General features: G+C 55.6%; 7 protein-coding genes and 3 pseudogenes. 6 read left to right on the forward strand and 4 right to left on the reverse strand.

The genetic code is table 11. The features are described 5' to 3' along the window. Nucleotides 1-38: 38 nt before the first annotated feature. The 4 genes from gluQRS to thpR all read right to left on the reverse strand — a co-directional run bounded on the left by gluQRS (nucleotide 39) and on the right by thpR (nucleotide 2,936). Nucleotides 39-950 carry a tRNA glutamyl-Q(34) synthetase GluQRS gene (gene gluQRS, locus ACQ86O_RS10150; protein ID WP_431225114.1) on the reverse strand — a complete coding sequence of 304 codons (912 nt, stop codon included), beginning with the start codon at nucleotides 948-950 and terminating at the stop codon, nucleotides 39-41. A gap of 73 nt (nucleotides 951-1,023) precedes the next feature. Further along, nucleotides 1,024-1,479, reverse strand: coding sequence for an RNA polymerase-binding protein DksA (gene dksA / locus ACQ86O_RS10155; RefSeq protein WP_431225115.1), 456 nt, complete (start codon nucleotides 1,477-1,479; stop codon nucleotides 1,024-1,026). 210 nt (nucleotides 1,480-1,689) lie between these two features. Next, nucleotides 1,690-2,397 (reverse strand): DNA/RNA nuclease SfsA, encoded by a 708-nt coding sequence (gene sfsA / locus ACQ86O_RS10160; protein ID WP_431225116.1) that lies wholly within the window; start codon nucleotides 2,395-2,397, stop codon nucleotides 1,690-1,692. Continuing rightward, nucleotides 2,394-2,936 (reverse strand): RNA 2',3'-cyclic phosphodiesterase, encoded by a 543-nt coding sequence (thpR, locus tag ACQ86O_RS10165; protein WP_431225117.1) that lies wholly within the window; start codon nucleotides 2,934-2,936, stop codon nucleotides 2,394-2,396. Before thpR ends, sfsA begins: the two co-directional genes overlap by 4 nt. A gap of 192 nt (nucleotides 2,937-3,128) precedes the next feature. On the opposite strand from thpR, the pseudogene hrpB reads away from it, so the two are divergent. The 6 genes and pseudogenes from hrpB to fhuB all read left to right on the forward strand — a co-directional run bounded on the left by hrpB (nucleotide 3,129) and on the right by fhuB (nucleotide 14,369). After that, nucleotides 3,129-5,578 (forward strand): annotated as a pseudogene (hrpB, locus tag ACQ86O_RS10170) (ATP-dependent helicase HrpB). 99 nt (nucleotides 5,579-5,677) lie between these two features. Further along, nucleotides 5,678-8,178: pseudogene (gene mrcB / locus ACQ86O_RS10175) on the forward strand (bifunctional glycosyl transferase/transpeptidase). 255 nt (nucleotides 8,179-8,433) lie between these two features. Then, entirely contained in the window at nucleotides 8,434-10,635 is a 2,202-nt protein-coding gene (gene fhuA / locus ACQ86O_RS10180) for a ferrichrome porin FhuA (protein WP_431225118.1), read from the forward strand. Nucleotides 10,636-10,682: 47 nt separating this feature from the next. After that, nucleotides 10,683-11,479 (forward strand): annotated as a pseudogene (gene fhuC / locus ACQ86O_RS10185) (Fe3+-hydroxamate ABC transporter ATP-binding protein FhuC). Then, nucleotides 11,479-12,384, forward strand: a complete 906-nt coding sequence (fhuD, locus tag ACQ86O_RS10190; RefSeq protein WP_431225119.1) for a Fe(3+)-hydroxamate ABC transporter substrate-binding protein FhuD — start codon at nucleotides 11,479-11,481, stop codon at nucleotides 12,382-12,384. The pseudogene fhuC and the gene fhuD overlap by 1 nt, the downstream one beginning before the upstream one ends. Continuing rightward, nucleotides 12,381-14,369, forward strand: coding sequence for a Fe(3+)-hydroxamate ABC transporter permease FhuB (fhuB, locus tag ACQ86O_RS10195; RefSeq protein WP_431225120.1), 1,989 nt, complete (start codon nucleotides 12,381-12,383; stop codon nucleotides 14,367-14,369). Before fhuD ends, fhuB begins: the two co-directional genes overlap by 4 nt. Nucleotides 14,370-14,507 lie beyond the last annotated feature (138 nt).

Consider the following 14,507-nt stretch of genomic DNA (forward strand, 5'->3'; position numbering starts at 1 on the left):
AAAATGGTGTTAACAAAAAAATAGCGGCTAATCATAGCTCACCATGGCTGTTTTGAGAATGCCGTTGTGTTTTCACACCGGGAAATTGCTGGCTGGCACGGTACATCGTCCAACTGCCAGTGTTGCACAGCCCAGCTCAATAATAACGGCAGATCAAGATCTTGCCAGATTTCTGGCAGTGGTTGACGCAGAAATCTCAGGGCAGCAATCAATACTGGCCGTGGATCGCCAACGGGTAAGGCCGGGGCATGATTCTGCTTCGACAACTTAATCCCGTTGTTGCCCAATACCAGCGGTAAATGGACATATTCCGGGACTGGTGCCTGTAATTGCTGATACAGCGCAATCTGGCGTACCGTCGGCTCGATCAGATCGGCACCCCGCACGATCTCGGTGACGCCCTGAAAATGATCGTCGATCACCACCGCCAGGTTGTAGGCAAACAGGCCATCACGGCGGCGGATAATGAAATCTTCCTGTGCCAGCGCGGGATCAGCCTGCAACTCCCCCTGCAACCGATCGTGGAAGGCATAGACTGGGTTGGATTGCCGCAGGCGGATTGCTGCGCCCTCTGGGCCTAGCTTAAGATTACGGCAATGCCCATCGTACAAACCGCCAATCTGCTGGATACGGCTGCGGGTACAGGTACAGTAATAGCTGAGATCCTGGCGTTGCAGCCAATCAAGGGTGGCGCGGTAGGCTTCATGACGTTGGGATTGATAGAGGATCTGGCCGTCCCAGTGGAGACCATGGTGTTCCAAAGCAGACAAGATACGGCTGGCTGCGCCGGCAACCTCGCGCGGAGGATCGATATCTTCAATACGTACCAGCCACTGCCCGCGTTGAGCACGAGCCTGGAGGTAACTTCCCAGAGCGGCAATCAGCGAACCGAAATGCAGATCCCCGGAAGGCGATGGGGCAAAGCGCCCCACATAATAACTTTCTGACATATCAGAGGGGAAAGGTTCCCTTTACTCTATGCGGCGCGCGTTGTTGGCGCGCGCCACAGGAACTAACAACTGCTTAGCCGGCCATCTGCTTTTCGCGGATTTCGGCCAACGTCTTGCAGTCGATGCACAAATCGGCAGTCGGGCGCGCTTCAAGGCGACGAATGCCAATCTCCACGCCGCAGGATTCGCAGTAGCCGAAATCATCGTCTTCTACTTTCTTCAGCGTTTTCTCGATCTTTTTAATCAGTTTGCGTTCGCGATCGCGGTTGCGCAGTTCAAGGCTGAACTCTTCTTCCTGAGTGGCTCGGTCGGCCGGATCAGGGAAGTTGGCTGCCTCTTCCTGCATGTGCGAAACAGTACGATCTACTTCGTCCCGAAGTTGGTTGCGCCATGCTTCAAGAATGCGCTTGAAATGCGACAACTGGGCGTCGTTCATGTACTCTTCGCCCGGCTTCTCTTGGTACGGCTCTACCCCAGCAATGGCGAGAATGCTCAAGGACGAGGTTTTACGGGTTTGCCCTTCTTGCATATTGCTTCTCCTACATACACACGCACTATACCCTTTATTACAAATGCCACAGGGTAGTCGAATCCCCAATGCGGGGGAAAAACAGGCCGCTATAAATAACAGAAGGGAAGGGGAGTGCAATTATTCCTGTCGCCTGCTTGACAATGGTGTGAAGGAAGGCGTATTTGGCGACGCAATATCCGGTTGTCGATTTATTTGTGCCCGGAAATGTTAGTCGATAAAAAACGGTAGCTTATCGCAAAGCGAGATACCGTCAGGTGATAATTTAGCCCCGTAACAAACAACTTCCACTCCCAACTGCTGAACCTGCGCCAGTAGTGCCGCGTAACGCTCATCTATATGAAATGCCGGGGCGACCTGGTTGATACCGCTGTGCAACACGGCAAAAAACAATACCGCCCGCTGACCGTGTTCAACCACGCTTTGCAGCTCACGCAGATGCTTTTGCCCCCTGAGTGTTACGGCATCAGGGAAGTAACCACGTTGTTGTTGCAATAGGGTGACTGACTTAACTTCAATATAGCAGTTAGGCTGGTTTTCTGCCTGTAATAACAAATCGATACGGCTGTTTTCGCTACCGTATTTTACTTCGCTGGTGATTTTACTGTAACCGGATAATTCATTGACTATATTCTGTTCAATTGCCTCACGGGCCAAGGTGTTGGCACGCAGAGTGTTGATACAGATCCAGTCACCTTGCTGGGTGTGGGTCAATTCCCAACTGTGGGCATATTTGCGTTTGGCATTGTCTGAAGTGGAATACCAAATAGTATCACCTGGCGTGGCGCAGCCGGTCATTGCCCCGGTATTGGCACAGTGCAGAGTAAAGGTTTCGCCTTCAGGGGTGATAGCGTCGGCCAGAAAACGCTTATAGCGTTTTATCAGCGTGGCGGGTTTTAACGGGGGAGCAAAAATCATGGTTTTTCCTGCAGGCCTAATGGCCATTGCTCAAGTTCCTGGTAGCGGGTGCGCCCTTGTTCAAACACCGACTGATATAACGAGAAACGATCGGCGTTGAAAACCCAGCCTGGCGTGGTTGGGGGAATGGCGACCGGCTTGGTGGCGGCACGTAATAAAGTGATATGCGGATGAAACGGCAACGGGCTTTGATAGCAGCCACTGCGGGCCGCTTGCGAACGCAGTAACTCTGCCAATTGTAACAGCGGGCGCGGGGCCCGTTTGGTACCCAGCCACACCACGCCAGGGCGCGGCCAGTGGCCAAGATCGTCAAGGATGAGGTTAAAACCACGTTGTACAATCCGCCCAGCCAGCGTTTTTAACGCCTGCTCTTTCTGGGGGCTGACTTCGCCGAGGAACGCCAGCGTCAGATGCAGGTTGGCTGCGGCAACCGGGCGGCCATCCTCCGGCTGAAATGCCCCGGCACGCCAGCGGATCACCTGCTGCTGCAAGGCATCAGATAACGACAAGGCGAAAAACAGGCGGCGCGAGCTGGACATAAAACCCCGGTAAGTTAGTGAAACGCTGAGCCTAATTCTATACCCTATGAATTTCAAGCAGCAGCGAGGCAGCAAGCGCATTCTCCCCTGGCGCTTACTTTAGCCAGTGACTGGGGAGAAGGCGTGCAGATAACAACGCTGCAGCTTGAAAGGCGACGGGTATACAATGTGCGCCGTCCATTAACTACCCCCATGGAGAGTTTTGTGTCCTCACTGCCCGTCAGCGCGGTTCTTGAAGAGCTGCTTACCGCACTGCAATCCGCCCCGCAGGTATTGCTCCACGCCCCGACCGGTGCCGGGAAATCCACCTGGTTACCGCTACAGATCCTGGCAAAAGCCGGGCTGCCGGGGCGTATTATCATGCTGGAGCCAAGGCGGCTGGCAGCCAGGAACGTGGCTTATCGGTTGGCACAACAACTGGGGGAAGAGCCGGGGCAGACCGTGGGTTACCGCATGCGTGCGGAAAGTAAAAGTGGGCCGCAAACCAGACTGGAAGTGGTGACCGAAGGGATCCTCACACGCATGTTGCAGCAGGATGGGGAGCTGCAAGGGGTTTCCCTGATCATTCTGGATGAATTCCACGAGCGTAGCTTGCAAGCCGATCTGGCGTTGGCCTTGCTGCTTGATGTGCAGCAAGGGCTGCGTGACGATCTGAAATTGCTGATTATGTCGGCGACGCTGGACAATGCGCGTCTTTCGCAATTGCTGCCGCAAGCGCCGGTGGTGGTGTCTGAAGGGCGCAGTTATCCGGTTGTGCGCCAGTACCAGGCGCTAGCCAGCCATCAACGGTTGGAGGATGGCGTGGCATCGGCAGTGAAACGTTTATTGTCTGAGGAACAGGGGTCGCTGCTGTTATTCCTGCCTGGCGTGGTGGAAATCAACCGGGTGCTCGAACGGCTCACTGGCGATGTGGCGTCCGATACCGATCTGTGCCCGCTGTATGGCGCGCTCCCCTGGCGCAGCAGCAAAAAGCGATCCAGCCGGCGGCGGCAGGGCGGCGCAAAGTGGTGCTGGCGACCAATATTGCGGAAACCAGCCTGACCATCGAAGGCATTCGTCTGGTGGTCGACAGCGGCCTGGAACGGGTAGCCCGTTATGACGTCCGCAGCGGCCTGACCCGCCTGGTGACTCAACGTATCAGCCAGGCTTCGATGATCCAGCGCGCGGGGCGTGCTGGGCGACTGGCGCCTGGGATTTGCTGGCACCTGTTCGCCAAAGAGCAGGCAGAACGTGCAGCCGAGCACGCCGAACCGGAGATCCTGCAAAGCGATCTTGCCAGCTTCTGGCTTGAGTTACTGCAATGGGGCTGTGTGGACGTTGGGCAACTGACCTGGCTGGATCGGCCACCGCAGGCAGCATTAGCGGCTGCCCGCCGTTTATTGCATCGGCTGGCGGCCATTGATGATAGCGAAAAATTAACGGCTAAAGGCCGCCAGATGGCCGAGTTGGGCTGTGAGCCTCGGCTGGCCGCCATGCTATGCGCGGGGGCCAGGATGGGGCCTGATGGGGTAGCCACGGCAGCAATGCTGGCCGCTCTGTTGGAAGAACCCCCGCGCAGTGGGCAAATGGATATCGGTTATTGGCTGAGCCGCCCCCAGCCGCATTGGCAACGCCGGGCAGCACAACTGAGTAAGCGCTTACCTGTGAAGAATGGGCAGTGTGATGCCGATCTGGCCGCTCCTCTGCTGGCGCAGGCTTTTACCGATCGTATCGCCCAGCGGCGTGGGCAGGATGGGCGTTACCTGTTAGCAAATGGTTTGGGGGCGGTTATGAATCAGGACGAAGCGCTTTCCCGAGCCCCCTGGCTGATTATCCCCAGCCTGTTGCAAGGGCATAACAGCCCGGATGCCCGTATCCTGCTGGCTTTGCCTGTCGATATTGATGCGCTGGTGGCCCGGTTGCCTGAAATAGTCAGTAGCCAGACTGCCGTAGAATGGGATGAGGAGAAAGGCACTTTGCGTGCCTGGAAACGCCAGCAGATAGACCGTTTAACGCTGCGGGCACAGCCATTGGCCAAACCCGGCGAAGCAGAGTTGCAGCAGGCTTTGATAAACTGGGTACGGGCACAGGGCCTGGCCGCGCTCAATTGGGATACTGCTGCTGAGCAATTGCGCCTGCGTTTACATTGTGCTCAGCGTTGGTTGCCAGAGGCTGCATGGCCTTCGATGGAGGAAGAGCAACTGCTTGAAAAGCTGGAAAACTGGCTATTGCCATCATTGACCGGCGTGCGCGATCTCCGTGGATTAAAGCAGGTGAATATCGCAGAAGCCTTGGCCCGGCTACTGGACTGGCAGCAAAAACAGCGGCTGGATAAAGCGTTACCCACTCATTACACTGTGCCGACCGGTAGCCGCCTTCCCATCCGCTACGACACCGATAAACCGCCGGCACTGGCCGTGCGTTTACAGGAAATGTTTGGTGAACAACGTAGCCCAATGCTGGCGGAAGGTCGCATCGCGGTGGTGCTTGAGTTACTCTCACCCGCGCACCGGCCGTTGCAGATCACCGGCGATCTGGCCGCCTTCTGGCAGGGGGCTTATCGGGAAGTGCAAAAAGAAATGAAAGGGCGTTATCCCAAACATGTTTGGCCCGACGACCCGGCCAATACCGCCCCAACCCGGCGTACCAAAAAGTATCAATGAATGAATTCAGATGTTTCTTCTGTTCAGCCTGCAGTCTAGGGAACAGATTAAGCGACAAAACAACGGCCAACAGTGCCGCAAGCGTGGAGAATGACCGCAATGGCTGGGGATGACCGCGAGCCCATAGGGCGCAAAGGGAAACAACCAAAACGTAATGTGCCGCGCAAACCGGTGCGCCGCCGCCGTGATGAAGATTACGAAGAAGACGACTATCAGGATGAGTATGACGATGATGAGTACGATGACGAGGAAGAGGAAGAACGCATGCCGCGTAAGGTAAAAGCGAGCTCGCCACGTAAAAAGCGCCGTTGGCTTGGCCTGTTTATCAAGCTGTTCCTGGTTATTGCTGTATTGCTGGCGATTTACGGGGTTTATCTGGATTCCCAGATCCGCAGCCGCATTGATGGCAAGGTCTGGCAGTTACCGGCGGCGGTATATGGCCGCATGGTCAATCTGGAACCGGGCATGCCATACAGTAAAAAGGAAATGGTTGCTCTGCTGGAGGGGATGCAATACCGCCAGGTCAGCCGTATGACCCGCCCAGGGGAATTTACCGTGCAGGCCAACAGCATTGAGCTGCTGCGCCGCCCGTTTGACTTCCCGGATGGCAAAGAAGGCCAGATTCACGCCCGGCTCGATTTCCAGAACAACGGCCTGGCGAAAATCGTCAATATGGAAAATCAGCGTAATTTTGGCTTCTTCCGCCTCGACCCACGGCTGATCACCATGTTGCAGTCGCCTAATGGGGAGCAACGCCTGTTTGTGCCACGTTCCGGTTTCCCGGATCTGCTGGTTGATACGCTGATCGCCACCGAGGATCGCCACTTCTACGAGCATGGCGGCGTCAGCCCCTATTCTATTGGCCGTGCGGTGTTGGCAAACCTGACCGCCGGGCGAGCGGTGCAGGGGGTAGTACCCTGACCCAGCAGTTGGTAAAAAACCTGTTCCTGACCAATGAGCGTTCGTTATGGCGTAAGCTCAATGAAGCCTATATGGCCTTGTTGATGGATTACCGTTACAGCAAAGACCGCATTCTGGAGCTGTACCTGAACGAAGTGTACCTTGGCCAAGGCGGTAGCGATGAGATCCGTGGTTTCCCGCTGGCCAGTCTGTATTACTTCGGCCGTCCGGTTAATGAACTCAGTCTCGATCAGCAGGCGCTGCTGGTCGGTATGGTTAAAGGGGCTTCGCTGTATAACCCGTGGCGTAACCCGACACTGGCACTGGAGCGCCGCAACCTGGTGCTTAAGCTGTTGCAGAATCAGGGCGTGATCGACGCCGAGCTGTATAACATGCTGAGTGCCCGCCCGTTGGGCGTGCAGCCGAAAGGTGGGGTGATCTCACCACAGCCGGCATTTATGCAGTTGGTGCGCCAGGAATTGCAGAATAAGCTGGGCGACAAGGTTAACGATCTTTCCGGCGTGAAGATCTTCACCACGCTGGATCCGGTTTCGCAGGATGCGGCTGAGAAGGCAGTAGAGGATGGGATCCCGGCTCTGCGTGCTGCGCGCCATGTTAACGATCTGGAAGCGGCGATGGTGATCGTTGATCGCTTTACCGGTGAGGTTCGCGCCATGGTCGGTGGTGCCAACCCGCAGTTTGCTGGGTTTAACCGTGCGATCCAGGCTCGCCGCCTGGTGGGATCATTGGCCAAGCCGCCAACCTACCTGACTGCGCTGTCGGAACCGGATAAATATCGCCTCAATACCTGGCTGGCCGATCAGCCGCTGTCGATCAAATTACCAAACGGCAGTTCGTGGCAGCCGAACAATTACGATCGCCAGTTCCGTGGCCGGGTGATGCTGGTGGATGCATTGGCCAATTCACTCAACATACCCACGGTCAATCTGGGTATGTCGGTCGGGCTGGATCAGATCAGCGCCACCCTGCAACTGTTGGGCATTCCTAAAACGGCGATCACGCCGGTTCCTTCCATGCTGCTGGGGGCCATTGGCCTGACGCCGATGGAAGTGGCGCAGGAATACCAAACTATTGCCAGCGGCGGCAACCGTGCGCCGCTGTCTGCGGTCCGCTCGGTGATTGCAGAAGACGGTACGGTGCTGTACCAGAGCTTCCCGCAGGCGGAGCGTGTAGTTCCGGCGCAGGCAGCTTACCTGACGCTGTATGCGATGCAGCAAGGCGTGGCGCGCGGTACCTCCCGCTCGCTGTCGGTCAAGTTCCCCAACTACAATCTGGCGGCCAAAACCGGTACGACCAACGATCTGCGCGACAGCTGGTTTGCTGGTATCGACGGCAAAGAAGTGGCGATTGCCTGGGTAGGGCGTGACAATAACGGCCCAGCCAAGCTGACTGGCGCTAACGGTGCGTTGACGCTGTATCGCCGCTATCTGGAAAATCAGACGCCGCTGGTGCTGAAACTGCAGCAACCGGAAGGGATCAGCCAGATGGCTATCGACTCTGGCGGTAACTTTATCTGTGGCGGTAGCGGTTGGCGCACAATCCCGGTCTGGACTGAAAACCCACAGGGGTTATGCCAGGCAAGCCAGGCGGCGGAGCAGCAGGCTCAGCAGCAGCAACAAGGTGAGCAGAAAGATGCCAATGGTGTGGCAGGTTGGATCAAGGATATGTTTGGCCAGTAACGGTGGCTTGTCTTGTTAACTGGAGTAATAGAATAATTTTTCTGTGTTATTAAGCCCGTAACTTTCTGTTGCGGGCTTTCTTCTCTTTACCGCCGGTTTTATTTCCATTCGGTTAATGCGGTTACCCGGTTAAACCCACAACTATTTCCAGGCTGAAATGCGCTTGCAGTTCCACTTGGCTTCTGCATAAAATGCGGCGCTTATAATAATTATTATCGTTCACATTCGTTATCAAACCACATCAGAGAAACAGACATGGCGACCAAGCGTCACTCTTTATCACCGGTTAAACCAGGCTTTTCACCCCTTAACGTTTTAGCAGCCACTATCGCGGCCACTCTGGGTTCCCTGGCCTTGCCTGCGGTTGCCGCAGAAACGGCCGCTAATCAGGACACTATCACGGTAGTTGGCGGCGGCAGCGCTACCCAACAGGAAAGCGCCTGGGGCCCGGCTGCCACCATCGTGGCACAACGCAGTGCAACCGGTACCAAAACCGATACGCCGCTGGTGAAAACACCGCAGTCCGTGTCCGTGGTGACCCGTCAGCAGATGGACATCATGCAACCGAGTTCTGTTAAAGAAGCTCTGGGCTTTACCCCGGGTGTGATGGTCGGTAGCCGTGGTAGTTCAAATGTTTATGATGCGGTTTATATCCGGGGTTTTGGCTCGGTAAACCAGAATATCTATCTGGATGGTCTGAAGCTGCAAGGTGACTACTTTAACGAAGCTTCGATCGATCCTTATTTCCTTGAGCGTGCAGAAGTTTTACGCGGGCCTTCCTCCGTGCTTTACGGCAAAAGCAGCCCGGGTGGGATTGTTTCTCTGATCAGTAAGCGCCCAACAACGGAACCGCTCAAAGAAGTTCAATTCAAAATGGGTACAGATAATCTGTTCCAGACGGGGTTTGATTTCAGTGATGCGCTGGATGATGACGGAAAATACTCATTCCGACTGACAGGGCTGGCAAAGGATGCAGACGACCAGCAGGAGATGGCTAAAGTAAAACGTTATGCCATTGCGCCTTCATTCAGTTGGCAGCCGGATGAACATACCAATCTGACGTTGTACTCTTACCTGCAAAACGATCCGAACCTGGGTTATTACGGCTGGTTGCCGATGCAGGGAACCGTACAGAATGCCCCTTACGGTAAGTTACCCACCAATTTCAACGAAGGTGAAAAGAGTAACTTCTATTCACGCCAGACGCGCATGTTTGGTTATAGCTTCTATCACGACTTCAATGATACCTGGACGGTGCGCCAGAACCTGCGCTACATGCAGTTGCATACCAACCAAAACAATATCTACGGCACCGGTGTTGCTGCAGACAACGTCACATTGAACCGCAACTATATTGTTTCAGATGAGCGTCTTAATAACTTCAGTGTCGACACTCAGGGGCAGGCTAAATTCGCTACTGGCCGGGTAGATCATACTCTGCTGGCTGGGGTGGATTTTATGCGTATGGATAATGACATCCAGGGGGGCTGGGGGGTCGCGAGTCCTCTGAATCTGGCTAATCCGCAGTTCGGTCATTATACCAAAGGGGAGTTAAACCCGACCAGTAAAGTCAATGGCCAACAGCAGGTGGGTATTTATCTGCAAGAACAAGCCGAATGGAATCAATGGATCCTGACTGCTGGCACCCGTTATGACTGGGCGAAAAGCACGGTTGAAGACCGCACTCTTAATGCTGCTGTTCCTTACAGCGAGCAGAAAGATCGCCAGTCTACCAACCGCATTGGCCTGAACTACTTATTCGACAACGGTATTTCTCCGTATGTCAGCTACGCGCAATCCTTTGAGCCTAACGTTGGCGCAGGATATAACGGCAAAGCCTTTGTTCCTTCTAAAGGCGAGCAGTATGAAGCCGGTGTGAAGTATATGCCAAAGGATCGGCCTCTCTCTGCGACCATTGCTGTCTATCAACTGACTAAATCAAATAACCTGGTTACCGATATCGAACATGCCAGCAGTGGTTGGTATCAGCAACAGACGGGTGAAATTCGTTCCCGGGGCGTCGAGCTGGAAGGCAAGGCTGCGTTGACCGCCAATATCAACCTGCTGGCTTCATATACTTATACTGATGCTGAATATACCGAAGATACGACTAACCAGGGCAATCGCCCAGCGATTATTCCAAAGAATATGGCCTCATTGTGGGGAGATTACACCTTCCACGAAACTGCGCTCACTGGGCTGACTTTAGGCGCTGGTGTGCGTTATACCGGCTCTACCTACGGTGATGAAGCCAACACCTTTAAAGTGCCGGATTACACCGTTTGGAATACCGTGATCAAGTATGATCTGGCACGTTTCAACCTGCCGGGTTCTTCCGTTGCGCTGAACGTTAACAACTTGTTTGATAAAGAATACGTCTCTAGCTGCTTCGCAACCTATGGTTGCTTCTGGGGCGCAGAGCGCCAAGTGGTTGCCACCGCAACCTTCAGTTTCTAATCGGCGAATGGGGGCGGTTGCGTGTCGCCCCCGACAAAGCAGGGCCTATGCAGGATAAACCTCTTAACCGCGATGACACATTCCAACTGGAAGGCGCGAGCTTTGCCGTTCCTGGCCGCGTGTTGCTGCAGCCGCTGTCATTATCCTTTCCCCAAGGCAAAGTCTGCGGGTTGATAGGCCATAATGGTTCTGGCAAATCCACGCTGTTGAAAATTCTCGGTCGTCATCAAAATCCTACTTCTGGCCAGGCGTTACTTAATGGGCAACCTTTGGGGCAATGGGACAGTAAAGCCTTTGCTCGTCAGGTGGCCTATTTGCCACAGCAATTGCCAGCGGCGGAAGGCATGACGGTGCGTGAACTGGTCGCCGTGGGCCGCTACCCGTGGCACGGTGCATTGGGCCGCTTTAAAGCGGGCGATCGTGAACTGGTAGAAGAGGCTATCTCCCTGGTGGGGCTGAAACCCTTCGCCAACCGGCTGGTAGACAGCCTTTCCGGCGGTGAGCGCCAGCGCGCCTGGCTGGCGATGATGGTGGCGCAGGACAGCCGCTGTCTGTTGCTGGATGAACCGACTTCCGCATTGGATATTGCGCACCAGGTTGAAGTGCTGGCCCTGATCCAACGCCTGAGCCATGAGCGTGGGTTAACGGTGATTGCGGTGCTGCACGATATCAATATGGCTGCACGCTATTGCGATCATCTGGTTGCGTTGCGGGGGGCGCCATGATCGCCCAGGGCTCGTCACTGGAACTGATGCAAGGGCCGGTGCTGGAACAGATTTACGGTATTCCGATGGGGATATTGCCGCATCCGAGCGGCGGCGCACCAGTGAGCTTCGTCTATTAATGCCATCTTCTGCCGATTTTTCTCATGATCCTCTGCGCCGCCGTTTATTGACGGCCATGGCGTTATCTCCGCTGTTGTTCTCCTTACCGACGCGAGCGGCTGGCTCACCCGATATCACCCGCATTGCAGCGCTGGAATGGCTGCCCGTTGAGCTGCTAATCGCGCTGGGCGTGATGCCGTTGGCGGTTGCCGATATCCATAACTACAACCTGTGGGTGCAAGATCCCTCATTGCCAGACTCGGTGATCGATGTTGGGCAGCGTACCGAACCCAATCTGGAGCTGTTACAACAGCTCAGCCCCTCGTTGATCCTGCTATCCAAAGGTTATGGCCCATCGGCGCAAAAATTGCAGCCTATCGGCCCAACCATGGAGTTCGGCTTTAACGACGGCAGTGGCAAACCGCTTACCGTGGCCAGAAATTCGTTACGGCAACTGGCCGAACGTCTTGGGCTGGAGGCGCGTGCCACGCAACATTTACAACAGTTTGATTTTTTCCTGCTGGAGGCTCGCAGCCGCTTGCAGGGCTATCGGCAACAGCCGCTGCTGCTGTTTTCTTTGCTGGATACCCGCCACGTGCTGGTTATCGGCCAGAAAAGCCTGTTCCAGGAAGTGATGGATCAACTGGGGATCGAAAATGCCTGGCAGGGTGAAACCAACTTTTGGGGCACCTCGGTGGTGGGGATTGAACGCCTGGCGACGATAAAAAACGCGCGGGCGATTTATCTCGATCACGGCAATCAGGGCATGATGGATAAAGTCAGCTCAACACCGCTTTGGCAGGCGTTACCCTTTGTCCGCCAAGGGCAACTGCGGCAGATGCCGGCGGTGTGGTTTTATGGTGCCACGTTGTCGGCGATGCGCTTTTGCCGTTTGCTTGAGCAGGCGCAGGAGATCGGTTCATGAGTGGACGTCTTCGTATTCTGCCCATCACGCTGATTATTCTATTGCTGGCGGCGGCAAGTGGCCTGACGCTATTCAATCTGTTGCATCAACTGCCGTGGGCCCAGTGGTCGCAAGCGTTGGCGCAGCCTGATATCGACAACGTCAATCAGATGCTGTTCCATTACAGCCTGTTGCCACGCCTTTCGGTCTCGTTGCTGGTGGGGGCCGGGCTGGGGCTGGTGGGCGTTTTGTTCCAGCAGGTCTTGCGTAATCCCTTGGCGGAGCCTGCAACGCTTGGGGTTTCAGCAGGGGCTCAGCTTGGGCTGACTATCGCCACTTTATGGATGTTGCCTGGGGGCGAGTTGACCCGGCAACTGGCTGCCATGGTGGGGGCAATTGTGGTCGGTGGGGTGGTATTCGGCGTTGCCTGGGGCAAGCGGATGTCCCCGGTTACGCTGATCCTGGCCGGTTTGGTGCTTGGGCTGTATTGCGGTGCGGTCAACAGCCTGCTGGCCCTGTTCAATTACGATCAACTGCAAGGTTTGTTCTTGTGGAGCACCGGCGCGCTGAACCAACAGGATTGGGGAAGCGTGCAATTTATCCTGCCCCGCTTGTTGATTGCCGCCGTGCTGGCCGCATTGCTGATCCGCCCGCTAACCCTGTTGGGGCTGGATGACGGTGTAGCCCGCAATCTTGGTCTGGGCCTGGCGATGTCACGCTTTGCCGCGTTAGCGCTGGCGATTGTATTTAGCGCCATGTTGGTCAACGCCGTTGGTGTGATTGGCTTTATCGGCCTGTTTGCGCCGCTGATGGCCAAGATGCTGGGTGCCCGCCGTTTGGCGCACCGCATGATGCTGGCCCCGCTCTTGGGAGCATTGCTGCTGTGGTTGACCGATCAGGTGATGATTGTACTGACCCAGACATGGCGTGAAATTCCTACCGGTGCGGCAACAGCACTGATTGGTGCGCCTCTGCTACTGTGGCTACTTCCGCGCTTGCGTAGCAGTGCGACGCCACCGCCGATGGATCTTGGCGACAAAGTGCCTGCTGAACGCGGGCATCTGACGGTGTGGATACTATTGGGTAGTGTCTTGCTCCTGGCCGGGCTTACCGTCGCGCTGATGTTTGGGCAGAACGCCAATGGCTGGCACTGGAGCATGGGAAGCGAACTGCAAGCACTGATGCCATGGCGCTGGCCGCGTGTGGTATCGGCATTGGCGGCCGGTATGATGTTGGCCGTCGCGGGTACCCTGATCCAGAAACTGACTGGTAACCCGATGTCCAGCCCGGAAGTGTTGGGGATCAGCTCCGGTGCGGCCTTCGGCGTGGTGGTGATGTTGTTTATGGTACCCGGTGATGCCTTTGTATGGTTGCTGCCTGCCGGGAGCCTGGGGGCAGCAGCTACGTTGCTGGTGATTATGATTGCCGCAGGGCGGGGCGGTTTTTCTACCGAACGTATGTTGCTGGCGGGGATTGCCCTCAGCACTGCCTTTACGACCACCATCTTCCTGCTGCTTGCCAGCGGTGACCCACGCATGGGCGGCCTGTTGGTCTGGATTTCTGGTTCTACCTATTCGGTGGATGCTCATCAGGCGGTAAGGACGGCGGCAATCGCAGCGGTGTTGATTATATTGGCACCGTTATGTCGGCGTTGGTTGACGATCCTGCCATTGGGGGGCGCGACTGCACGGTCTGTGGGTATCGCCTTAACCCCAACCCGGTTGACCATTTTGCTGTTGGCAGCAACATTGACAGCGATGGCAACACTGACCGTTGGCCCGTTGAGCTTTATCGGTCTGATGGCCCCACATATGGCGCGCATGCTTGGTTTCCGCCGTGCGCTGCCACAGATGGTGATTGCTGCGTTACTAGGCGGCCTGCTGATGGTGTTTGCGGATTGGTGTGGCCGGATGGTGATGTTCCCTTATCAAATCCCTGCCGGGCTGCTGGCGACCTTTATCGGTGCCCCGTACTTCGTGTATCTGCTGCGTAAACAAACCTCGTAGTCAGCGTTTGATGCCAGATAATTGCCACTGGGGCTCAACATTGCTGCGCCCTGGTTTTCTCAGCTGGTTGCATATCTTAGGTTATGCTTTATGTGTCCCCTTACAGGCAATATCATTGATATTATTATTCTTTAATGA

This window comes from Serratia sp. L9 (assembly GCF_050632285.1).
GTDB lineage: Bacteria > Pseudomonadota > Gammaproteobacteria > Enterobacterales > Enterobacteriaceae > Chania.